General features: G+C 74.7%; 23 protein-coding genes and 1 pseudogene. 12 read left to right on the top strand and 12 right to left on the bottom strand.

Annotated features, from left to right (window positions below; all coding sequences use genetic code 11):
- Positions 1–52: 52 nt before the first annotated feature.
- Both lepB and G7070_RS12515 read right to left on the bottom strand, forming a co-directional pair.
- Positions 53–487 (bottom strand): signal peptidase I, encoded by a 435-nt coding sequence (lepB, locus tag G7070_RS12520; protein ID WP_166234018.1) that lies wholly within the window; start codon positions 485–487, stop codon positions 53–55.
- Positions 477–1,091, bottom strand: a complete 615-nt coding sequence (locus G7070_RS12515; protein WP_166234017.1) for a DUF6448 family protein — start codon at positions 1,089–1,091, stop codon at positions 477–479. Before G7070_RS12515 ends, lepB begins: the two co-directional genes overlap by 11 nt.
- 110 nt (positions 1,092–1,201) lie before the next feature.
- Between G7070_RS12515 and G7070_RS12510 the strand changes: the two genes are divergently transcribed.
- From G7070_RS12510 to G7070_RS12490, 5 genes are all read left to right on the top strand, one after another.
- On the top strand, positions 1,202–1,891 hold the full coding sequence (locus G7070_RS12510; RefSeq protein ID WP_166234016.1) for a Crp/Fnr family transcriptional regulator: 690 nt from the start codon (positions 1,202–1,204) through the stop codon (positions 1,889–1,891).
- A 54-nt stretch (positions 1,892–1,945) separates the two neighbouring features.
- Positions 1,946–2,545, top strand: coding sequence for a DUF4126 domain-containing protein (locus tag G7070_RS12505; protein ID WP_166234015.1), 600 nt, complete (start codon positions 1,946–1,948; stop codon positions 2,543–2,545).
- Positions 2,509–3,525 (top strand): phytoene desaturase family protein, encoded by a 1,017-nt coding sequence (locus G7070_RS19975; protein ID WP_206079773.1) that lies wholly within the window; start codon positions 2,509–2,511, stop codon positions 3,523–3,525. Before G7070_RS12505 ends, G7070_RS19975 begins: the two co-directional genes overlap by 37 nt.
- A 97-nt stretch (positions 3,526–3,622) precedes the next feature.
- Positions 3,623–5,851, top strand: coding sequence for a HelD family protein (locus G7070_RS12495; RefSeq protein WP_246227076.1), 2,229 nt, complete (start codon positions 3,623–3,625; stop codon positions 5,849–5,851).
- A complete protein-coding gene (locus G7070_RS12490) occupies positions 5,848–6,552 on the top strand; it encodes a class I SAM-dependent methyltransferase (protein WP_206079772.1) in 705 nt (234 codons plus the stop codon). Before G7070_RS12495 ends, G7070_RS12490 begins: the two co-directional genes overlap by 4 nt.
- Positions 6,553–6,579: 27 nt before the next feature.
- Here G7070_RS12490 and G7070_RS12485 read toward each other — a convergent pair whose 3' ends face one another.
- Positions 6,580–7,470 carry a methylenetetrahydrofolate reductase gene (locus tag G7070_RS12485; protein ID WP_166234012.1) on the bottom strand — a complete coding sequence of 297 codons (891 nt, stop codon included), beginning with the start codon at positions 7,468–7,470 and terminating at the stop codon, positions 6,580–6,582.
- Positions 7,471–7,521: 51 nt separating this feature from the next.
- Here G7070_RS12485 and G7070_RS12480 point away from each other — a divergent pair, with 51 nt between their 5' ends.
- Entirely contained in the window at positions 7,522–8,637 is a 1,116-nt protein-coding gene (locus G7070_RS12480; RefSeq protein WP_166234011.1) for a polyprenyl synthetase family protein, read from the top strand.
- A gap of 30 nt (positions 8,638–8,667) precedes the next feature.
- Here the strand turns inward: G7070_RS12480 and G7070_RS12475 are convergent, their stop codons facing one another.
- Genes G7070_RS12475 through G7070_RS12465 form a run of 3 tightly spaced genes read right to left on the bottom strand, consistent with a single transcriptional unit; the run spans position 8,668 to position 11,041 of the window.
- Positions 8,668–9,006 (bottom strand): hypothetical protein, encoded by a 339-nt coding sequence (locus G7070_RS12475; protein WP_166234010.1) that lies wholly within the window; start codon positions 9,004–9,006, stop codon positions 8,668–8,670.
- Positions 9,003–10,301 (bottom strand): murein biosynthesis integral membrane protein MurJ, encoded by a 1,299-nt coding sequence (gene murJ, locus G7070_RS12470; protein ID WP_166234009.1) that lies wholly within the window; start codon positions 10,299–10,301, stop codon positions 9,003–9,005. The genes G7070_RS12475 and murJ overlap by 4 nt, the downstream gene beginning before the upstream one ends.
- The gene (locus G7070_RS12465) at positions 10,298–11,041 is read right to left on the bottom strand and encodes a thiamine phosphate synthase (protein WP_166234008.1); all 744 of its coding nucleotides are present in this window, start codon (positions 11,039–11,041) and stop codon (positions 10,298–10,300) included. Before G7070_RS12465 ends, murJ begins: the two co-directional genes overlap by 4 nt.
- Positions 11,042–11,194: 153 nt before the next feature.
- On the opposite strand from G7070_RS12465, the gene G7070_RS12460 reads away from it, so the two are divergent.
- Together G7070_RS12460 and G7070_RS12455 are read left to right on the top strand one after the other, a co-directional pair.
- On the top strand, positions 11,195–12,322 hold the full coding sequence (locus G7070_RS12460) for a protein kinase domain-containing protein (protein ID WP_431977895.1): 1,128 nt from the start codon (positions 11,195–11,197) through the stop codon (positions 12,320–12,322).
- Positions 12,307–13,170 (top strand): Stk1 family PASTA domain-containing Ser/Thr kinase, encoded by an 864-nt coding sequence (locus G7070_RS12455; protein ID WP_166234006.1) that lies wholly within the window; start codon positions 12,307–12,309, stop codon positions 13,168–13,170. The genes G7070_RS12460 and G7070_RS12455 overlap by 16 nt, the downstream gene beginning before the upstream one ends.
- Positions 13,171–13,224: 54 nt before the next feature.
- Here G7070_RS12455 and G7070_RS17940 read toward each other — a convergent pair whose 3' ends face one another.
- From G7070_RS17940 to G7070_RS12445, 3 genes are read right to left on the bottom strand one after another with little or no spacing between them, the layout of a single operon-like run.
- The gene (locus G7070_RS17940; RefSeq protein WP_206079771.1) at positions 13,225–13,617 is read right to left on the bottom strand and encodes a M20/M25/M40 family metallo-hydrolase; all 393 of its coding nucleotides are present in this window, start codon (positions 13,615–13,617) and stop codon (positions 13,225–13,227) included.
- Complete coding sequence (locus G7070_RS12450) at positions 13,614–14,393, bottom strand: M20/M25/M40 family metallo-hydrolase (RefSeq protein WP_206079770.1); 780 nt, start codon at positions 14,391–14,393, stop codon at positions 13,614–13,616. Before G7070_RS12450 ends, G7070_RS17940 begins: the two co-directional genes overlap by 4 nt.
- Positions 14,390–15,085: a zinc metalloprotease gene (locus tag G7070_RS12445; RefSeq protein WP_166234005.1), complete on the bottom strand. Its 696-nt coding sequence runs from the start codon at positions 15,083–15,085 to the stop codon at positions 14,390–14,392. Before G7070_RS12445 ends, G7070_RS12450 begins: the two co-directional genes overlap by 4 nt.
- Positions 15,086–15,314: 229 nt before the next feature.
- Here G7070_RS12445 and G7070_RS12440 point away from each other — a divergent pair.
- The 3 genes and pseudogenes from G7070_RS12440 to G7070_RS12430 all read left to right on the top strand — a co-directional run bounded on the left by G7070_RS12440 (position 15,315) and on the right by G7070_RS12430 (position 17,450).
- Positions 15,315–15,964: pseudogene (locus tag G7070_RS12440) on the top strand (MBL fold metallo-hydrolase).
- A 98-nt stretch (positions 15,965–16,062) separates the two neighbouring features.
- Positions 16,063–17,136, top strand: coding sequence for an NAD(P)-binding domain-containing protein (locus tag G7070_RS12435; RefSeq protein ID WP_166234004.1), 1,074 nt, complete (start codon positions 16,063–16,065; stop codon positions 17,134–17,136).
- Positions 17,137–17,282: 146 nt separating this feature from the next.
- On the top strand, positions 17,283–17,450 hold the full coding sequence (locus G7070_RS12430; protein WP_166234003.1) for a hypothetical protein: 168 nt from the start codon (positions 17,283–17,285) through the stop codon (positions 17,448–17,450).
- 63 nt (positions 17,451–17,513) lie between these two features.
- Here G7070_RS12430 and G7070_RS12425 read toward each other — a convergent pair whose 3' ends face one another.
- The 3 genes from G7070_RS12425 to G7070_RS12415 all read right to left on the bottom strand — a co-directional run bounded on the left by G7070_RS12425 (position 17,514) and on the right by G7070_RS12415 (position 20,771).
- Positions 17,514–18,473 carry a threonine aldolase family protein gene (locus G7070_RS12425; protein ID WP_246227075.1) on the bottom strand — a complete coding sequence of 320 codons (960 nt, stop codon included), beginning with the start codon at positions 18,471–18,473 and terminating at the stop codon, positions 17,514–17,516.
- Positions 18,473–19,864 carry a class II 3-deoxy-7-phosphoheptulonate synthase gene (locus G7070_RS12420; RefSeq protein WP_166234002.1) on the bottom strand — a complete coding sequence of 464 codons (1,392 nt, stop codon included), beginning with the start codon at positions 19,862–19,864 and terminating at the stop codon, positions 18,473–18,475. Before G7070_RS12420 ends, G7070_RS12425 begins: the two co-directional genes overlap by 1 nt.
- 85 nt (positions 19,865–19,949) lie before the next feature.
- A complete protein-coding gene (locus G7070_RS12415) occupies positions 19,950–20,771 on the bottom strand; it encodes a lysophospholipid acyltransferase family protein (protein ID WP_166234001.1) in 822 nt (273 codons plus the stop codon).
- 56 nt (positions 20,772–20,827) lie between these two features.
- Between G7070_RS12415 and G7070_RS12410 the strand changes: the two genes are divergently transcribed.
- Positions 20,828–21,586 carry an alpha/beta hydrolase gene (locus G7070_RS12410; RefSeq protein WP_166234000.1) on the top strand — a complete coding sequence of 253 codons (759 nt, stop codon included), beginning with the start codon at positions 20,828–20,830 and terminating at the stop codon, positions 21,584–21,586.
- The last annotated feature ends 240 nt before the right edge of the window (positions 21,587–21,826 follow it).

Raw genomic sequence — 21,826 nt, 5'->3', positions numbered from 1 at the left:
TCCCTCGGCGTACGGGCAGCCGCGCGACGTTACTCGCGCACCCCGGGGGGAGTCAACGCACGCCGGTGCCCACCCCGGAGAACCGCCGCCGGACGCGTCCGAGGATGTCGGCGCGCGCCACGAAGGGATCGGGCCAGCTCCGCGAGTCCGAGGACGCGGCGGCGGCGTCGCCGACCACGAAGTAGCTCCCCGGCGGCACCGCCCAGCGCGCGCCCGGGCCGGACGCCGAGTCGGCGTCGTGGCCGCCGGGCAGGACGCGCAGGCGTCCGGCGGTCATCTCGACCAGGTCGCCGGGGCCGGCCGCCACGCGCTTGACCAGCAGGACGCCGCCGCGCCGCAGCAGCACCACCTCGCCGCGCCGGACGCGTCCCAGCGCGGGCAGCGTCGCGACGACGTCCCCGGGACGCAGCGTGGGCAGCATCGAGGCGCCCTCGACCCGGGCCAGCGGCAGCCAGCCCGGGCGTCGGCTCCGACCCTCAGGACGCATGGGCCGGCTCGGGGTGCGCGTCCGCGTCGTGGCCCGCGTGGTCGTGCGCATGCTCGTGCGCCGCGTGCTCGTGGGCGTGCTCGTGGCCCTCGGCGTAGTGCACGAAGTCCACGTAGGCGGCGACGTACGCGCGCCCGGCCGCCACGTCGGACAGGTCGTAGCCGCGCAGCGCCCGCGCCGCGGCGAACCGACGGCCGAGCTCGTCGCGGCGCTCGGGCGGGACGAGTTCGCGCAGCGGCACGATGTCGCCGCTGACCAGCGCCTCGTCCGCGGCGACCACCTCCGGCGGCAGCGTCACCGCTCCCCGCTCGATGCCGGTGAACGCCACGCCCTCGCCGGCCCGGTGCAGCCGCACCAGGGTCTCCAGGAACAGCCGGTCCGCCACGCGCTGCGCCTGGGCGGCCATCGCGCGCACCGCGATGGCGTCGGCGAACACGTCGCGCAGTTCGGGCTCCGCGTCGGCGGGGATCCACTTCAGGGCGTGGTCCAGGTCGCCGTCGGACAGCGAGCGGCGGCCGTCGGTGACGACCGGGCCGCCCTCGGTGTCGCAGTGCGCGCGGGCGGCGGGCAGGAGCTTCGACAGGGCGCTGATCAGGTGGAACATGGTGACCTCTCATCATCGTGGTGGGTTGCCGCCGACGCTAGGTCGGGCCGGCGGGCGGCGCCTTGACGTCGATCAAGGCCGCGGGCCCGCGCCGCGTGCCACAGTGGGGCATGGCCACCTCGAACGACGCCGCGGGTCACGCGTGCGTCCGCAGGGTGCCGGCGTTCGCGCAGCTCGACCCCGCCCTGCAGGACGCCCTGGGCGCCCTCGCGATGCCGCGCCGGTTGCGCCGCGGGACGGTGCTGCAGCGCGCCGGCGACCCGCCGGCCGGGCTGTTCGTCGTCCACACCGGACGCCTGCGCGTCGAGCGGATCGACACCTCAGGACGCCGCCGGCTGCTGCGCGTCGCGGGGCCCGGCGACGTCGTGGGCGAGCACGCGTTCTTCACCGGCGAGGCCCCCGACGACCACATCGAGGTGCTCGCCGACGCCGAGATGTGCGCGTTCGACCGCGCCGGGCTGCGGCGGGCCCTCACGGTGCACCCCGAACTCGCCCTGGGCCTGCTCCGCGTCCAGAGCCGGCGCCTGGCCGACGCCGAGCGCCGCCTGGCGCTGGCCACGGTCGACGTCGCCGAGCGCCTGTCCGCCTACCTGCTCGACCTGCCCGCCACGCCGGGCCCGGGCGGCCCGTGGGTGGAGTTCCCGTGGGCCAAGCGCGACGTCGCCGCCTACCTGGGGACCACGCCCGAGTCGCTGAGCCGGGCGCTGGCCCGGCTGGAGCGCGAGCGCCTGATCGCGGTCTCCGGCGCGCGCGTCACGCTGCTGGCCCCCGACCGCCTCGACTCCGGCTCCCCCGGCTGACGCGCGCGGCCCGGATGCGGGCCGCGTCGGCGCACGTCGCTACGCTTGTCCGCCATGGAGATGCTTCCGGCCGCGTTCGCCTCGGGATGGGCCAGCGGGATCAACGCGTGGGGCACCGTGCTGGTGCTGGGCGTCCTGGGCCGGTTCGCCGGCATCGAGGGCGTGCCCGCGGGGTTCCAGCGCACCGACGTCCTGATCGCGATGGGGATCCTGTGCCTGATCGAGGTCGTCGCCGACAAGATCCCCTATGTCGACTCGGTCTGGGACACCGCCTCGACCGTCGTGCGTCCCATCGCTGGCGCCGTCATCGGCGCGGTGTACGCGGGCGCGAGCGGCGACCTGGCCACCATCGCCCTGGCCACGGTCGGCGGGGTGACCGCGCTGCTCAGCCACCTCACCAAGGCGGGCATCCGGCTGGCGGTCAACACCTCGCCCGAGCCGTTCACCAACGTGGCCGCCTCCTCGGCCGGCGACGTGGCGGTCACGGGCATCGCGACCCTCGTCGCGCTCGCCCCGATCGCCGCGGCGGTCGTGGTGGCGGTCCTGCTGATCGCCGGCCTGATCGTGCTGTACGCCATCAGCAGCCGCATCAAGCGCGGCTGGGTGAAGTTCCGGCAGTGGCGCGACCGCAACAAGACCCCCGCGCCCGCCTGACCGTGGCCGACGTCACCGTCCTGGGCGGCACGTTCGCCGGCGTCGCGGCGGCCGTCCGGCTGGCCCGCGTCGGGCACACCGTCGTCCTGGTGCCCGGGCGCGACGACTGGGCGGCGGCGCTGCGCGCCGAACTGGGCCCCACCCTGGACTTCCCCGCCCCGTGGCGCGACCTGTTCAAGAAGTCCGGACGCCCGGCCGCGGGCGCCCTGGGCCTGCACGGCCTGGAACTCGTCGCCGACCCGGACCCGCCCACCGACCGCGGGCAGCGCTGGTACGCCGACCGCGACGCCCTCGGGGCGGCCCACGCCGACGCCTGGCGCTCCTTCGTGGACGCCGCGGACGCGACCTGGCAGGCGCTACGCCCGCTCGGCGTCGAGGCGGAGATCACCGCGGCCACCGGGTCGGACGCCGCCCTGACGCGCGCCGGCCTGCACCCGCGCCGCAGCCTCGCCGACGTCGCCCGGACGCTGCCGCACCCCACGCTCGCCGCCCGCGTGACCGCCCTGGCGACCGACCGCGGCCTCGACCCGCGCGCCGCCCCGGCCTGGCTCATCTCCCGGCTCGCCGTCGAGCGGACGTTCGGCCGCTGGCGCCTCCTGGACGCCGCGGGCGCGGCCCGCCCCGCCTCCGAACTCGTCGACGTGCTGCGCGACCGGATCGCCGACCGCGGCGTCGCCCTGGCCGACGCCGCCCCCGCCGACCCGTCGCCGGCCCGCGCCGTGGTGGACGCCCGCGACCCCGGCGTGGCCTGGCGCCGGCCCCGGCCGCTGCGCCGCGAGGGCACCTTCTTCGACCAGCTCCGGCGGCGTCCCCTCGTCAGCGACCCGGCAGCACCCGGGTTGTTCCTGGCCTCGGCGTCCAGCGCCGCGGGCGCGGAGCCGTGGGCGCAGCTGCTCTCGGGGGCCCTGGCGGCCTACGCCGCGCACGCCCACCTGACCGGGGAGGACATCCGCCCCACCAACAAGGCGCTCGCGCGCTGAGGCCGACCGCCGGACGGGTCGGCGGGAACCGCCGCTTTCGCGCGCGGGCTGGAGTAAAGTGGACCACTGGCCGAAAAGAGACGAGGAAGACTCCACCTTGACCGAAGCCGAACTGCTCGCCCACGAACTGGCCACCGAACAGGCCCACGTGGACGCCGTCTACGCCCGACTCGACCAGGCGACCGACACCGCCCGCAACGCCGCGCGCAGTGGCCAGAACCTGTTCCGCTCCGAACGCGACACCTGGATGCGCGAGGAGGACGGCACCGCCCTGTTCGAGCGCGACGCGTTCTCCTACCAGGCGGCGCGCCGGCTCGCCGAACTGGACGCCGAGCACGAGGGCCTCGTCTTCGGGCGCCTCGACCTGGACGACCCCGAGGACCGGGAGGTCCGCTACATCGGGCGCATCGGCGTCCGCGACGACGAGTACGAGCCGCTGGTGATCGACTGGCGCGCCCGGGCCGCCGAGCCGTTCTACCGGGCCACGCCGCAGCGTCCCATGGACGTGGTGCGCCGCCGCGTGCTGCGCTGCCGCAACGACCGGGTCGTCGGGATCGAGGACGACCTGCTGGACGCCGAGTCCAACGTCCACAACCTGCCCGTGGTCGGCGAGGGCGCGCTGATGGCGTCCCTGGCGCGGGCGCGCGGCACGAGGATGCGCGACATCGTCGCCACGATCCAGAGCGAGCAGGACGAGGCGATCCGCGCCGACTACCCGGGCGTGACCGTCATCAGCGGCGGGCCGGGCACCGGCAAGACCGTCGTGGCGCTGCACCGCGCCGCCTACCTGCTCTACTCCCACCGGCGCCGGTTCGAGCGCGGCGGCGTGCTCGTCGTCGGCCCCGGCCCCGTCTTCATGAACTACATCGAGCGGGTGCTGCCCAGCCTCGGCGAGGACTCGGTCACCCTGCGCTCCATCGGGTCGATCGTCTCCGACGTCCTGCCCGGAGTGGCCAGCGACACCGTCGACGACGCCGACACCGCCGTCGTCAAGGGCAGCCTCAAGATGGTGACGGTGCTGCGCACCCTGGTGAACCTGCCGCTCGACCTCACCACCGGGCTGGCGCCGAGCGTCCGCGTCACGATCAAGGGCGAGGTGCTGAGCCTGTCGGCGGACCAGGTCGCCCGCATCCGCGCCGGGATCCTGAGCCACCAGCGGGTCAACCTGGCGCGCGAGTCGGCGCAGAAGGCCGTGGTCGCCGCCCTGGCCCAGCAGGTGCCCGAGGAGACCGACGTCGAGGCCGACCAGGTGCCCGACATGATCGCCGACCAGGCCGCGTTCCGGACGTTCATGGACGCCTGGTGGCCGTCGCTGTCGGCGCCGCAGGTGTTGCGCCGGCTCGCGGATCCCGCCGTGACGGCGCGCGCCGCCGAGGGCGTCCTGCGGCCCGAACAGCAGCGGCTGCTGAGCGAGTCCTACGCCCGCGAGGCGCCCTGGACCGTCGCCGACACCGCGCTGCTCGACGAACTCGTCGCGATCCTGGGCCCCGTGCCATCGGAGCCGGACGCCGAACAGCCGGTCTTCATCGAGGGCGGGGAGTCGGTCGCCGAGTTCGTCACGACCTCCGACGTCTGGGAGCGCAAGGCCGATCCCGACCTGCGCGAGGACACCCACGAGACCTACGCGCACGTGCTGGTCGACGAGGCGCAGGACGTCACCCCGATGCAGTGGCGGATGCTGCGGCGCCGCGGCTCGCAGGCGTCCTGGACCGTCGTCGGCGACCTGGCGCAGTCGAGCTGGCCCGACCTGGAGGAGGTCGGCCGCGCGGTGCGCGAGCTGATCGGCAACGCCCCGCACCGCGACTTCCGGCTGTCGGTGAACTACCGCTCGCCGGCCGAGGTGTTCAACCTCGCCAAGCAGGTCGTCGAGCCGCACTACCCGGACGCCGACCTGCCCCGCGCGGTCCGTTCGACGGGCCACGAACCCGAACTGCTCACCACCACCGAGGCGGCCCTGGTCGCCGACCTGGCCGACGTCATCGACCGGCTCACCGACGAGGTGGGCGGCACGGTCGGCGTCATCGCGCCGCCGTCGCGCCGCGAGGCGCTGCGCGGCGCGCTGCAGCGCCGGCTGGCGACCCGGATGAACCCGGCGAACCTCGACCGCATCCTGTTCCCCAGCCCGCTGGAGGCCAAGGGGCTGGAGTACGACGGCGTCGTGGTCGTCGACCCGGACGCCATCGTCGCCGAGAGCCCGGGCGGCATCCGCGTGCTGTACGTGGCGCTCACCCGGCCCACGCAGCGCCTGGTGACGCTCGACGTCGGCCGCCCCGGCGCCTGGCGCCAGGGGGTCGCGGTGCCGGCCCCGGAGCTCGAGCCGGCGTGAGCGCGCGCCCCGGCGAGCCGGAGGACGCCACCGTCGCGCCCGCCTACGACGCCGTGGCGGACGCCTACGCCGACCACTGGTCCGCCGCCGACTCCCCCGAGTCGCCGGCGGACCACGGCATGATCGCGGAGTTCTGCGCCGGCGTCCCCGCGCCCCGTACGGTGCTGGACGCCGGCTGCGGCACCGGCCGGATGTTCCCCACGCTGGCCGCGGCCGGGCTGGCCGTGACGGGGCTGGACGCCTCCGCCGGCATGCTGGACCGGGCGCGCCGCGACCATCCCGACGTCCCGCTCGTGCGCGGCTCGCTGACCGACCTGCCCTTCCCCGACGCGTCGTTCGCGGGGGTGTTCGCCTGGTACTCCACGATCCACCTGCCCGACGCGGACCTGCCCGGCGCGCTGGCCGAACTGGTCCGGGTGACCGCCCCGGGCGGGGCGATCCTGCTCGGCTTCCAGGCCGGCGCGGGGATGCGCGACGTCGGCGGGGCGTTCGCGCCGCTGGGCTTCGACGTCACGCTGCCGCGCTGGCACCGCTCCCCCGACGCGCTGGCCGACGGGCTCGCCGCCGCCGGCGCGCGCGAGGTGGCGCGGATGGTGCGCGCGCCGCGCGGCCGGGAGGCCGACGCGCAGGCGGTGCTGCTGGCCGGGCTACCGACCCGCACGGTGCGCTGCATCGACACGCGCCCCGCCGCCGCGGGCTGACCGGGCCGCGCCGGGCGCCGGGTGCGGCTAGGCCGGAACCCGCGCGGGCATCTCCCGCAGGCGGGCGAGGATCTCCTGCGTGGCCTTGGACCGGTTCAGGGTGAAGAACTGCAGCCCGGGGGCTCCCCCGGCCAGGACGTCGTCGCACAGGGCGGTCATCAGCTCCAGGCCCACCGCCCGGAACCGGTCCCGGTCGTCGGCCACGGCGCGCAGCTTCGCCTCGAACGCCGCCGGCATCCGCGCGCCCGACATGGTGGCGAACCGCTCGATCTGGCTGGGGACGGTCACGGGCATGATGCCCGCCACGATCGGGATCGTGCCGCCCAGCGCCCGGAACCGCTCCACGAGCGCGAAGTACGCCTCGGCGTCGAAGAACAGCTGGGTGACCGCGAACTCCGCGCCGGCTTCCTGCTTGTCCAGCAGGATCCGGGCGTCCAGGTCGAGGTCGCTCTCGGGATGGCCGGCGGGGAACGCCGCCACGCCGACGCTGAAGTCGCCCATCGAGCGGATCAGGCGGACCAGGTCGGTCGCGGTGGCGAGGCCGTCCGAGCGCGGCTCGTAGGCGCCGCCGCCGGGCGGGTCGCCGCGCAGCGCGAGGATCTGGGTGACGCCGAGCCGCTCGTAGGCCTCGATCGCCCGGCGGATCTCGCCCTCGTCCTGGCCCGCGACCGTGAGGTGCCCCATGGTCCGGGCGGCGGTCTGGCCGCGGATCGCACCGACCGCGGAGAAGGTCCGGTAGCGGCTCGCGCCGGTCGCCCCGTAGGTCACCGACACCCAGTCGGGACGCAGCGGGCTCAGCTGATCGACGGTGCCGATGAGCTGCTGGATGCCGGCGTCGTCGGCCGGCGGGAAGTACTCGAAGCTGAAGGTCGGTGCGTCACGCTGGGCCAACCGCTCGGCGATGGAGGGGAATGGCATGCCGGCAACCCTAGTTCAGCCCCGCCGACGGGCTGCGGGTAGGCTCGCAGCGTGGTCACTCTGGCGCCTGACAACCCGGTATCCGACGACGTCCGCGCGGCGGTCGGCGGCGCGATCGACGCCTTTCTCGACGAGCAGGCGGGGGTGCTGTCGGGTATCTCCCCGACCACGTCGCCGCTGCTGAAGCGGAGCCGGATGTTCACCGCGGGCGGCAAGCGGCTGCGCCCCGCGTTCGCGCTGTGGGCGTGGGCGGCGATCACCGGCGAGCTCACCCCGCCCGAGGGGGTGGTGCGCGCGGCGGCGTCCTTGGACGTGCTGCACGTGTCGGCCCTGATGCACGACGACGTGATGGACGCGTCCGACGCGCGCCGCGGCGTCCCGGCGGCGCACCGGCAGTTCGAGGCGGACCACCGCGAGCGCGCGTGGCGCGGCGACCCCGAGGCGTTCGGACGGGCCGGCGGCATCCTGCTGGGCGACCTGCTGCTGGTGTGGTCGCAGGAGATGTTCCGGCGCAGCGGCTTGGACGCCGACGCGCTGGCCCGCGCGTACCCGCACCTGGAGGCCGTCCGCACCGAGGTGACGGCCGGGCAGTACCTCGACGTGCTCGCCCAGGCGCGGGACCCGTACCCGCTGACCCGCACCGAGGCCGGGCGGATCGACCTGGCCCAGATGATCTCCACCGTGGTGACCTGGAAGTCGGCGTCCTACTCGGTGCGCCGCCCGCTGCTGGTCGGCGCGGCCGCCGCCGGCGCCGACGAGGCGCAACTGGCGGCGCTGACCGCGTTCGGGCAGCCGCTGGGCCGGGCGTTCCAGTACCGCGACGACGTGCTGGGCATCTTCGGCGACGAGGCGCTCACCGGCAAGGAGTCCGGCGAGGACCTGCGCGAGGGCAAGCTGACGCTGCTGGCCGCCGAGGCGTTCGGCCGCGCGAGCGAGGCGGACGCCGCCGAACTGGCCGGACTGTTCGGCGCCCCCGACCTCACGGCGGCGCAGGTCGAGCGGGCCCGGGCGATCATCGCCGGTGGCGGCGCCCTGGACGCCGTGGAGGCCGAGATCGAGCGCGAGTACGACGCGGCGCTGGCCGCGCTGGCCGCGGCCCCGGTCACCGAGCCCGGGCGCGACGGCCTGGCGGCGATGGCGCGCGTCGCCGTGCGCCGCACGTTCTAGCCGGGCGCGGTCCGTCCGGCCCGCCCTCGATCAGCGGCGCCGCAGCCGGCGCGTGACGCCCGCGACCAGGTCGGTGACCTGCGTGACCCGCAGCAGGCGCGCGAGCGCGAGGAACGCCAGCCCGAAGCACGCCGCAGCGACCGCGCACACCCCCAGCGACACCAGCACGCCGCCGCCCCAGGCGCCGAAGGCCAGATGGGCGATCCCGAACGCGGCCAGCCCCGCGGGCACAGCCGCGCCGAGCAGGCGCAGCGCCAGGCCGGCGAGCATCCGCAGGGGCAGCCCGCCCACCTGTCGCTGGGCGACGATCAGGAAGACCACCGCGGCGACGCCGTTGCTCAGCGTCTGCCCGATCGCGACGACGATCACCGCCGAGGCGGGGGCACCGTCAGGATCAGGGCCGCGACCGCCACCTGGATCACGGTCACGATCACCTGGAACGTCAGATACGTGCGGCCGTCCTCGCGGGCGGTGGCGTAGCGCTGCTGCAGCCCGACGACGGCGTAGCCGACCAGGCCGACGCTCATCCAGGCGAACGCCGAAGCGATCGCCGCGACCGACTCCGGGTCGATGCCGGGGTTCAGCACGCGGCTGATCGGCTGGGCCAGGGCGACCAGCAGCGCGGTGATCGGCACCATGGCCACGAGCGGCATCGTCAGCCCCTGCCCCAGGTCGCCGCGCAGCCGGTCGGCGTCGTGCTCCTGCACGGCCCGGGTCATCCTCGGCAGCAGGGCGGTGAGCAGCGACACCGTGATGACGCCGTGCGGGACCATGAAGATCGTGAAGGCCTGCTGGTAGACGAACTGGCCGGCGACGATCTGGCCGTTGGCCCGGGCTCCGCTGGCCACCAGGTTGATCGCCGCCTGCGTCGCGACGCCACCCAACTGCGCGATCACCACGGCGCTCGCCATCCACACCGCGACCCGGCCCGCGGCCCGGAAGCCGTAGCCGCGCAGCCGCAGCGTCGGGCGCCAGCGGTAGCCGGCCCGCGGCAGCGCCACCGCGAGCGGGATGGCCTGCACGGCGATGCCCAGGGTGGCCGTGCCGGCGAGCACGGCAATCCTCGGCGGCGTGAAAAGTTCCGGGGACCACTGCTGCGCGGCGGCCGGCCGGCTGAACAGGAACAGGAACACGACCATGCCGGCGATCTGCACCAGGTTGGCGAACGCCGGCGTCCACATCACCAGCCCGAACCGCTCCCGGACGTTCAGCACCTGGGCCAGCACGGCGTACAGCGCGTAGAAGAAGATCTGCGGCAGGCACCAGTACGCGAACGCGACGCCCAGGGTGTGCGCCGCGCCGCGCAGCCCCATCAGGCTCACCAGCGGCCCGGCGAACACCAGCGCGAGCGCCGTGACCGCCCCGATCAGCACGAAGATCGCCGTGAGCAGCGCGTCGGTCATCCGGTCGCCGTCGCGCTCCCGGCGCAGCGCGCGCGTGAGCTGCGGCATCAGGACGGCGGTCAGCACGCCGGACTGCAGCAGGATGAAGATGGTGTTGGGCAGGGTGTTCGCGGTCTGGAAGGCGTCCGAGACCGCGCCCATGCCGCCGATGCACAACCCGAGCAGGGCGTTGCGGACGATCCCCAGCATCCGGGACACCAGGGACCCGGACGCCATCAGCGCCGTGGCCCGCCCCAACCCTCCCGGGCGGGGCTGGGTCACAGGCTCAGGTCCGTGGGCTTCGGGGCGCCGGTGTTCGGGTCGAGCTCGAGGACCACGTCGCCGCCGAAGGCGGCCTTGGTGACGGCCTCCATCTTCGGGTTCGCGTTCCACGCGTCCCGCAGCCGCTCCTTGAACGCCTGCGCGGCCCCCTCCGGGTCGGAGGCGTGCGTGATCGCGCCGCCGACCGCGACGCGCATCGCGCCGGTGCGCAGCACCGCGTCCAGGCTGGCCAGCGTGATGCCGCCCACGGCGAACCACGGCTTGGACGCCGGGTCGTCGGCCGGGGCCGCCTTCGCGGCGTGCAGCAGGTGGTCGCGCCCCGGCCCGACGAGCAGGAAGCCGACCTCGGCGTCCGCGAGCGCGGCGTCGATCTCGGCGGCGCTGTTGCAGCGGCGGCCGATCTGGGTCCACTCGCCCAGCGCGGGCCGTGCCTTCTTCGGGTCGTGGCGGTCCTCCGACAGGCAGACCAGGTCGGCGTTCAGCTCGGCGGCGCGGGCGGGGCGTCCCAGGTAGCCGGTCAGGCCCTGGCTCTGGCGCGCGGCGATGCGGATCTCGGCCATCTGCGCCCCGGACGCCGCGTCGCGATACGACTCCGGCAGCGTCTCGTCCAGCATGACCACGTCGGCACCGCCCAGGTAGGAGGCGGGCGCGAGCACGGGCACCAGGTCGGGCGCATCGGGCACGATGTGGATCAGACGGGCCAACTTCAAACGGGTGGCGATCCCCAGCAGTGCGGTCACGGGTCACAGCCTGCCACAATCCCGGCGGGTCGCGCCGGAAGTGATTGATGGGCCTGCCTACACTCGGCATCGGGCCCGGCATGCCTTCTCCTTCCCCGATCCATGCCGCGGAGATCTGTGTTGACGACTGAACGCAGTGGCCTCATCGGCCACGTGATCGACGACCGCTACCAGGTCGTCAAGAAGCTGGCGCGCGGTGGCATGGCCACCGTGTACGTCGCGCACGACCTCCGCCTGTCCCGCACCGTCGCCCTCAAGGTCATGAACGAGGGGCTGGGCGAGTCCGGCGACTTCACGCAGCGGTTCGACGCCGAGGCGCGCGCCGCGGCGCATCTGAGCCATCCCAACGTCGTCAGCGTCTTCGACCAGGGCAGCGACGAGGGCCGGCCCTACATCGTCATGGAGTACGTGCAGGGCTTCACGCTGCGCCAGCTCATCACCCGCGAGGCCCCCATGGACCCGCGGCGGGCCATCGAACTCATCGAGCCGGTCGCCGCGGCACTCGCCGCCGCGCACACCGCCGGGCTGATCCACCGCGACGTCAAGCCCGAGAACGTCCTGATCTCCGACCGCGGCCAGGTGAAGGTCGCCGACTTCGGGCTGGCCCGCGCCGTGACCGCGCACACCTCGGCGTCCACCACCGGGCTCGTGATCGGCACGGTCAGCTACATCGCGCCCGAACTCGTGACCAAGGGCCACGCGGACGCCCGCTCCGACGTCTACTCGCTCGGCATCGTGCTGTACGAGATGCTCACCGGCCGCAAGCCGCACACGGGCGACACCCCCATCCAGGTGGCCTACAGCCACGTGCACAACCAGATCACGGCGCCCTCGCTGGAGGTCTCCACGACGTGGCGCGACGGCCGAGGCGGCATCCCGCCGTACGTGGACGCGCTCGTCACGACGGCGGCGAGCCGCGACCGGATGCACCGCCCCGCCGACGCGGGCGTCCTGCTGGGGCACCTGCGCGCGGCGCGGGACGCGCTGGGACGCGGCGTGCTGGACGACCCCGAGCTGAGCGCGCGGGTCCGCCGCACCGACGCCGGGGCCGCCCCGGTCCGCCCCGCCCCCGCGGCCCGCGGATGGGCGCCGAGCGGCAGTTCACGCCGGTCACGCCGGTGTCGCCCGCGTTCGACGTCTCGACCGACGGCGCCCCGTTCTACAGCAACGGCCCCTCGCCCTACTCCCCCGCCTCGCCGCACACCTCGTCGCTGCCCACGCTCGCCGAGCGCACCCAGCGCCCGCGGCCCCGGTGGGGCCGGATCGTGGCGCTCATCCTGACCGTGGCGATCGTCGCGGGCCTCGGCTGGGGCGGCTGGTACGTGCTCGAGGGCCGCTACACCGACACCCCGCCCCTGGTGAAGCTGACGCAGACCGACGCGCAGGCGGCCGCGCAGGCCGCCGAACTGGCGGTCGTGTTCGAGCGCGAGTACTCCGAGGACGTCCCGGCCGGCCAGGTGATCCGCACCGAGCCGTCCGAGGGCGGCCGGATCCTGCGCGACGGGGTGGTGACCGCCTGGGTCTCCCGCGGCCCGGAGCGGTTCGCCGTCCCGAGCGTGGTCGGGAAGACGGCCGAGGAGGCCACGTCCCTGATCCAGGGCTCGTCGCTGAAGGTCGGCGAGGTCAAGCAGGAGCACAGCGACACCGTCGCGTCCGGGGTCGTGATCTCCCAGGGCACCAAGCCGGACACTCAGGCCAGGCGGAACGACGCGGTGGCCCTGGTGGTCTCCGCCGGCCCGGCGCCCGTGGACGGCGTGGACTTCACCGGCAAGAAGCTGACCGACGCCCAGGCATGGGCGGGCCAGAACAGGATCACGCTGAACACCAGCGAGGAGAACCACGACTCCGTGCCCAAGGGCGCGATCATCCGCCAGGACCCCGCGGGCGGCCAACTCCACCGCGGTGACGCCGTCAGCGTCGTCGTCTCCAAGGGTCCCGTGATGGTGACGGTGCCCACCGGCCTGCGCGGGCAGGGCGCCGACACGGCCGCCGACCGGATCCGTCAGGCGGGCCTGGAGCCCAAGTTCGAGCGGCTCGTCAGCGGCGGCTTCGGCCTGGTGCTCAGCGTCGAGCCGGGCGAGGGCGCGTCGGTGCCCAAGGGCTCGACCGTGGTGATCAAGCTGGTCTGACCGGCGCGGCCCCGGGCGCCGCGTGCGCGGCCCGGCGTCAGCCCCGCGGCGTCCTCAGGCTCGGACGTGCTCCACCAGCCGGGCGACGAACGCCTCGCACTGCGCCAGCTGGTCGGGGTCGATGAACTCGTCGGGCTTGTGCGCCTGGGCGATGTCGCCGGGGCCGCACACGACCGCCGAGATGCCGCCCTCGGAGTAGATGCCCGCCTCGGTGCCGTAGGTGACCTTGTCGGCCTGCACCTCCAGCCCGAGTTCCTGCCCGAGCTTCACCGCCGGCGCGTCCTGCGGGGTGTCCAGGCCCACCGTCTCGCACACGATCGTGACGTCGACGGACGCCTCGGGATGCTCGGCGCGCATCTGCGCCTCGAGGTCGCGGCAGTGGGCGACGACGGCGTCCAGCACCGCCCGGTCGTCGGTCTCGGCGATGGACCGGAACTCCAGCGTCACCGAGGCGCTCTCGGGACGATGTTCACGCCGTTGCCGCCGCTGAACAGGTTGACCGAGCCGGTCGTGTACGCGACGGGGTAGGCCTCGTCGAAGGGGCCGTCGGCGCGCCAGCGGTCGGCCTGCTCGCGCCAGTACCGCACCAGCGAGGCCGCGTACTCGATCGCGTTGACGCCCGAGGAGGTGAGCGAGCTGTGCGCGGGGACGCCGTGGAAGGTCGCCTCCACGAGGTTGATCGACTTGTGCGCGCGGATCATCCGCATCGAGGTGGGCTCCCCCACGAAGACGATGTCGGGCAGCACGCCGGCGGCCTTCATGGCGTCCACGAACGGCTGGGCGCCGACGCAGCCGACCTCCTCGTCGTGGGTGAGCCCGACGTGCACCGGCGTGGACAGCGGCTGGGCGACCAGGGCCGCCAGCGCGTTGATCGCCACGGCGTCGAAGCCCTTCATGTCGGTGACGCCGCGGCCGTACAGCAGCCCGTCGCGCTCAGTGAGGGTGTACGGGTCGGACGTCCACGCCTGGCCGTCGGTCGGCACGACGTCGCTGTGCCCGCTGAGCATGATCCCGCCGTCGGTGCGGCCCTGGGCGTCCGGGACGGTGATCAGCAGGTTCGCCTTGGCGCCGTCGGGGGTCGGGAACACCTGCGGCGACAGCCCCAGGGACCGGGCGTGATCGGCGACGAGCTCGATCAGCGGCAGGTTCGTGTCGCGGCTCGTGGTGTCGATCGCGATCAGCTTCTCCAGCCAGGACAGGACATCGGACGACGGTGCGCTCATGCCCTCCTTCCTATCACCGCCGCCGGCTCACCCCGGCGGCCGGCCATCTGGCGGCGCGGGCGGGCGCAGGTGGTTGAGCAGCGGCCCCACGATGTCCATGGGCAGCGGGAACACAGCAGCGTCAGCGCGACCACGACGACCGTCCCGATCATCCACGGGTAGAAGGACAGCCCGCGCAGCCGCGGCGAGTCCCCGTGCGGGACGAAGCGCGCGATCCGGCGGCCGTAGGCGCGGGCCAGCAGCACCATGCCCCCGATGCTCAGCGCGGCGGCCACCCAGCCGAGCGCCGGCGGCAGCCCGGACAGTTCCGCCGACATGCCCGTGTCGCCGACGCCGAGCGGCGTCAGGATCAGGTAGCCGATGCCCTCCATCGCGCTGGTGAAGCCCAACCAGGAGAGCCACAGGTGGCCGAAACCGGGGCGGGGCCCGGGGCGCAGCACCGCGATCAGGACCACGCCCAGCACGAGGCTGAACACGGGCCCGGTCATCATCTCGACGATCTGCTCGGGGACGGGACGCTCCCGCAGCGCCACCGACGCGAACGGGAACAGCCGGGCCGGCGAGCCCTGGGCGATGGCGGCGATCGCGTGCGACAACTCGTGCAGCACGAGCGTGGCCATCGTGGCCCCCACCATCGCCAGCGTCGTGTTGAGGGTGAGGGTCCTGACGGACGGGGGTGCTTCGGTGGTCATCGACGGCCCTGTCGCGAAGGTCCGGCGACCTGACCGGTCGTCGGCGCGACCCTACGACCGCTGCCCGCGGGAAGCCAGGACGTCCAGCGGGCGAAAACGTCGTTCCGCGCGAGCCGCGGCGGCGCGGGCATTCGGGTAGCGTCTCGCCGGCACCTCGGCCCGCCGCGTGCCCCCGACTCCCCGGCGTACCGACCCCGCGACGGCGGCGCGGCCGGGTTTAGGCTGAGGCATGCAGATCACGCACCTGGGGCACGCGGCCGTGCTGGTCGAGGCGGGCGGCAGCCGCATCCTCATCGATCCGGGCAACTTCAGCCATGGCTGGCACCGACTGACGGGGCTGGACGGCGTCCTCGTGACGCATCGGCACCCCGACCACGTCGACCCCGAGCACATCGGTCCGCTGCTGGACGCCAACCCCGACGCGGTCGTGGCCGTCGAGGCCGGCATCCTCGACCACGTCGACCTGCACGGACGAGCGCTCCCCTGCACCCCGGCGACGAACTCGAGATCGGGGACGTCCACGTCCGGGCGGTCGGCGGCACGCACGCCGAGATCCACCGCGACATCCCCCGCATCGGGAACGTCGGCCTGGTGCTCAGCGCCCCCGGCGAGCCCACGTTCTTCCACCCCGGCGACGAACTGGACGCCACCCCCGACGGCGTCGACGTCGTGGCCGTCCCGATGATGGGGCCGTGGGCGGCCATGAAGGAGCACATCGACTTCCTGCGCGCGCTCGGCGCGCCCGAGGGGTTCGGCATCCACGAGGGGCTGCTGTCCGAGCGCGGCTGGAACCTCGCCCAAGGCCGGTACTCCGAGATGACGCCCACCACCGTCCACGACCTGCGCGGCGGCCGGCCGTGGCGGCCGACGGCCCGCTGAGGCGTCCCGGAGCACCACGGCCCCGCGTGCCCCGCGTCACCCAGCACGTCTGGGGCCGGCCGCCGGAATAGTTGAACGTTGTAGCAGGTTGAGGGGGCATGGACACCCCGCGGGCCGACGAGACGCTGGCCGCCGTCGTCATCGGCGCCGGCCAGGCCGGGCTGTCCGCGTCCCACCACCTCGCGCGCGGCGGCCTGCTGCCCTGGCGTGACTTCGTCACCCTCGACGCCAACGACGGACCCGGCGGCGCGTGGCGGCACCGCTGGGACTCCCTGACGCTGGGGCGCGCCCACGGCGTCCACGACCTGCCGGGGCTGCCGCTGGGAACCCCCGACCCGAACGAGCCCGCCTCCCGGGTGGTGGCCCGCTACTACGGCGACTACGAGCGCGCCTTCGACCTGCCCGTGCTCCGTCCCGCCAAGGTGACCGGCGTGGAGTCCCGGGCCGACGGCCCTCTGGAGGTCGCGGCCGGGGCCCGCCGCTGGCGCACCCGGACGCTCATCAACGCCACCGGGACCTGGGACCGGCCGTTCTGGCCGCCCTACCCCGGACGCGCGTCCTTCGCCGGCCGCCAACTCCACACCCGCGACTTCACCGCCGCGTCGGAGTTCGCCGGCCTCCGCGTGGTGGTGGTCGGCGCGGGCGCCTCGGCGGTGCAGTTCCTCCTGCAACTGGACGCCGCGGGCGCGTCCACGACCTGGGTGACGCGGCGGCCCCCGGAGTGGGTCGAGCGCCCGTTCGACGAGAACTGGGGCCGCGCCGTCGAGGAGCGCGTCCGGGACCGCACCGAGCGCGGGCTGCCGCCCGAGAGCGTCGTCGCCGCCACCGGGCTGGCCCTCACGCCCGAGTACCGCGACGGCATCGCGCGCGGCGTCCTGGTCTCGGCGGGCCCGATGACCGCGGTGACCCCGGGCGGCGTCCGGCTGGCCGACGGCCGCGAGGTGGCCGCTGACGCGATCCTGTGGGCGACCGGGTTCCGGCACGCGCTGGACCACCTCGCCGGCCTGGGGCTGCGCGAGCCCGGCGGCGGCGTCCGCACCGTCGGCGTGGCGGCCGCCCGGGATCCGCGCGTCTTCCTGGTGGGATACGGCGCGTCGGCGTCCACGCTGGGCGCGACCCGCGCCGGGCGCGCCGCCGCCCGCGGCGTCCTGGCTGCGCTGCGCCGGGGCTGAGTGCCGGGACGCAGCCGGGCACGAGCGAACCGGACCGTGGCCGACCGGACGCATCGCCGCTGCGGCGTCAGGGGAACTGCGGGAGCGCCGTCGCCGCGACGCGCCGGCCGTCGCCCCCCGGACGAGCACCGTGCCAGGCTGGGGGCATGACCGCATCGGACAAGCAGGTGGATCGCATCGTCGCCCGCGCGACGGCCCAGGACCCCGTGGCGGCGCGGCTGCACGCCGTGCTGCGCAGCTTCCGCAACGCCGGGAACGACCCGGACGGCTACGCCCGCGACCTGCTCGCGCTGAGCGCGCTCCTGGAACGCTGAGGGCGCGGCCTCAGGCCAGCAGCCCCGCCAACAAGGCGCCGGCGTCGGCGCAGGCGGGCGTCGTCACGTCGAGGTGGGTGACCGCGCGGACCACGCGCGCCCGACCGCCGACAGCGCCACCCCGCGCTCGGCGGCCGCCGCGACCACGTGCGCGGCCGGCCGGTCGCCGGTCGGGACGACCACGATGTTGGTGTCCGGAGCGACCACGGGCAGGCCCGCCGCGATCAGCGGCGCCGCGAACGCCCGGGCGGCGGCGTGGTCGTCGGCGAGCCGGTCGATGTGGTGGTCGAGCGCGTGCAGGCAGGCCGCGGCGAGCAGCCCCGCCTGCCGCCAGCCCGCGCCCAGCCGCTTGCGGTAGACCCGCGCGGCGGCCATCGCCTCGGCGCTCCCCACCAGCACCGAGCCGATCGGGGCGCCCATGCCCTTGCTGAAGCAGACGCTGACGGTGTCGAACAGCGCGCCGTAGTCGCCCATCGGGATGCCGGTGGCGACGTGGGCGTTCCACAGCCGGGCGCCGTCGAGGTGCAGCCCCACGCCGGCGTCACGCACCAGCGAGCTCACCGCGACGAGGTCGTCCCACGGCTGGATCGTGCCGCCGCCGAAGTTGTGCGTGTTCTCGATCTCGACGCAGGCCGTCGACACCAGGTAGGGGCCGGCGTCCGGGGAGAGCAGCGAGCCGACCTGGCCGACGTCGACGCGGCCGTCCGGGGTGACCCACGTGCGCATCGTCACGCCGGACAGGGCGCCGTGCGCCCCCATCTCGGCGCGGGCGATGTGGGCGCCCGCGTCGCACAGCACCTCCTGGCCGGCCGACACGTGCGTGGCGACGCCGAGCACGTTGGCCAGCGAGCCGGTCGCGCAGAACAGCCCGGCCTCGTGCCCGAGCAGGGCGGCGACGCGCGACTCCAGCTCCGCGATCGTCGGGTCCTCGGCGTACACGTCGTCGCCGACGGCGGCGTCCGCCATGGCGGCGCGCATCGCCGCGGTCGGACGCGTGAGGGTGTCCGAGCGCAGGTCGATCATCACAGCTCGCGCGGTTCGAACGCCTGCACGGGGTTGATGCCCCGGCGGGCGATGTCCTCCCGGAGCCGCTCGGCGAGGTAGAAGGCCAGCTCGATGCCCTGGTCCCGGTTGAGCCGCGGGTCGCAGGCGGTCTCGTAGCGCGTGGCCAGGTCGGCCTCGTCGAGCTCGTGGACGCCGCCGACGCACTCGGTGACGTCGTTGCCCGTCAGCTCGATGTGGACGCCGCCGGGCCAGGTGCCGAGCTCGGCGTGCACGTCGAAGAAGCCGTCGACCTCGTCCCAGATGACCGGGAACGACCGGGTCTTGTAGCCCCGCTCGGTGGCGTAGGTGTTCCCGTGCATGGGGTCGCACACCCACGCGACCTTGCGGCCGGTGGCCTCCACGGCCTCGATGAGCGGGGGCAGCGCGTCGCGCACCGTGCCGGCGCCCATCCGCGTGATGACGGTGAGGCGTCCGGGCTCGGCGTCCGGGTCGAGCCGCTCGACCAGCGCGCGGGCGTCCGCCGGCGTGGTCGAGGGGCCCATCTTGATGCCGAGCGGGTTGCGGAGGCTGGCCAGCAGTTCCACGTGGGCGCCGTCCAGTTGGCGGGTGCGCTCCCCGACCCACAGCAGGTGGCCCGAGGTGCCGTACGGCGTCCCGGTGCGGGAGTCGATGCGCGCCAGGGCGTGCTCGTACTCCATGAGCAGCGCCTCGTGCGAGGCCCAGAAGTGGACGGTGCGCAGGGCGTCGTCGCTCACGCCGCAGGCGATCATGAACGCCATCGCGCGCTCGATCTCCTCGCTGAGGCGGGTGTACTTCTCCTCCACGTTGCTGCTGCGCACGAAGTCGGCGTTCCAGCTGTGGACGGTGCGCAGGTCGGCGAAGCCGCCGTTGACGAAGGCGCGCACCAGGTTCAGCGTGGCGGCGGAGCTGTTGTAGACGTCGAGCAGGCGGCGCGGGTCGTGCACGCGGGCCTCGGGGGTGAAGTCCAGCCCGTTGACCGCGTCGCCGCGGTAGCTGGGCAGGGTGACGCCGTCGCGGGTCTCCAGGTCGTTGCTGCGCGGCTTGGCGTACTGGCCGGCGATCCGGCCGACCTTCACCACGGGCACCTGCGACGCGTACTGCAGCACGACGGCCATCGACAGCTGGACGCGCAGCGAGTTGCGGATGTTCGTGGCCGTCACGTTCCCGAAGGTCTCGGCGCAGTCGCCGGCCTGCAGCAGGAACGCGCGGCCGGCCGCGACGTCCGCGATGCGGGCCTTCAGCTCGTCCGCCTCGCCGGCGAACACCAGCGGCGGGCGCTGGCGCAGTTCGGCGACGGCCGCCTCGAGCGCCGCAGCGTCGGGATAGGTCGGCTGCTGGGCCGCTCCGCGCGCGTGCAGGTCCGTCAGCGTGGGAATCGTCGTGGGCACCGGCACAGGATACGCGACCGGATTCAACGTTCCGCCCCGGAGCCGACCGGTAGGACGCGGCGGCGTCGCGGCGCGGTCCGTCGGGTCAGGACGCCTCGCCCGGCGCGGCCTCCGGGTCGGTTCCCGCGTCGGCGCCGTCGGGGGCGGTCGGCTCGTCGGGGGCGACGGGCGGCAGGGGCGCCGGCCCCCCGCCGGGGCGCGACTTCGTGCGGCGCTGCGCCTCCTCCTCGGTCATGCCGCCGTACTTGATCGAGGTGGCGTAGGCGTCCACGTAGACCTGCCCGGTCAACTGCTGGATCGCCGCCATGATCTCGTCGGTGACCCAGCGCAGCACGGCGCGGTCGTTGACGCCCCAGGCGAACGCGGAGAAGTCGAGCGGCTTGCCGTAGGTGATGACGGGGTGGTCGGCCCACGGGATGCCCAGCTTCTTGCCGGTGAACTGGGAGTTCCGGGACGCGACGGGGATCACCGGCGCACCCGAGGCCAGCGCGAGCCGCGCCACGCCGGTCTTGCCCTTGTAGAGGCGGCCGTCCGGCGAGCGCGTGCCCTCGGGGAAGATCCCCGCGACGCCGCCCTCCTCGAGCACCTCCAGGATCGGACCCAGGCCGTCGGCCGAGGCGCGGCCGCCGGAGCGGTCCAGCGGCACCTGGCCGACCGCCTTGAGGAACCAGGCGATGAGCTTGTTGACCGGGCCGCCCGCGCCGGTGAACATCTCTGCCTTGGCCGGGAACGTCACCTTGCGCTTGATGAGCGCCGGCATGACGAAGGTGTCGGCCGCACCGATGTGGTTGCCCGCCAGGATGACGGGGCCGCTCGCGGGGATGTTGTCCTCCCCCACCGCACGCGCGCCGTAACCGACCCGCGCGAAGGCGCGGAACGGCACCTTGAAAAACTCGTACCAGCTCATGTCAGGCGAACCTCCTGACGCGCCAGCCTAGTGGGCGCAGCGCCTACGATGACGCCATGACGATCCCCGAGCACGCCCGGCCCTTCCACGCCGACGGCGGGCACGTCGGCGTCCTGTTGTGCCACGGGTTCACCGGGACGCCGGCGTCCCTGATCGAATGGGCGCACCATCTGGCCGACGCCGGCTACACCGTCTCGCTGCCGCGGCTGCCCGGTCACGGCACCTCGTGGCAGGAGCTGAACGTCACCGCGTGGCGCGACTGGTACGACCACGTGGACGCGGCGTACGCCGCCCTGCGCGAGACCTGCGACACGGTGTTCGTGGCGGGGCTGTCCATGGGCGGCAGCCTGGCCCTGCGACTGGCCGAGCAGCATCCCGACGTCGCCGGGCTCATGCTCGTGAATCCCGCGCTCGGGGCCGTGGACCCCCTGGCGCGGTTCGCGGGCGTGCTCAAGCACGTGGTCCGCAAGGTCGACTCGATCGCGAACGACATCCGCAAGGAGGGGGTGGACGAGGGCGGCTACGACGTCACGCCCATCGCCGCGGTGCACGAACTGCACAAGCTGTGGGCCGACGTGCGGTCCTGCCTGGACCTGGTGACCTGCCCCATCATCCTGTTCCGCTCGGCGGTGGACCACGTGGTGCCCGCCTCGTCCTCGGACGCGGTGGTGCGGCTCGTCTCCAGCGACGACATCACCGAGGTGATCCTGCCCAACAGCTACCACGTGGCGACCATGGACCACGACGCCGCCACGGTCTTCGCCGCCTCGGTGGCGTTCATGCAGCGCGTCGAAGCCGAGACAGCGCGCCGCTGAGCTCGGCGGCGAACGCCTCGGCCGGCGGCGGCGCGGCACCCGCCCAGTCCGCGAACCAGGCCGCGACCCGCGCCTCCCCCAGCGCTCCTCCGCGGCGCGCACCGCCGCCGCGGAGCGCGGGTACGCCGCGGCCGCGCCCGTGCGCAGGTCGGCGTCCGAGGGCAGCCCGTCGGCCGAGGCCGCCCGGAGCTCGGCCTCGTTGCGGGCCGCCAGCGCGGGGTGGACCCGCTCCGCGATCCG

The sequence above is a fragment of the Propioniciclava coleopterorum genome (assembly GCF_011393335.1).
GTDB lineage: Bacteria > Actinomycetota > Actinomycetes > Propionibacteriales > Propionibacteriaceae > Propioniciclava > Propioniciclava coleopterorum.
The sequence above is the reverse complement of the archived record's forward strand: the minus strand, read 5'-3'. Positions and strand labels throughout refer to the sequence as shown.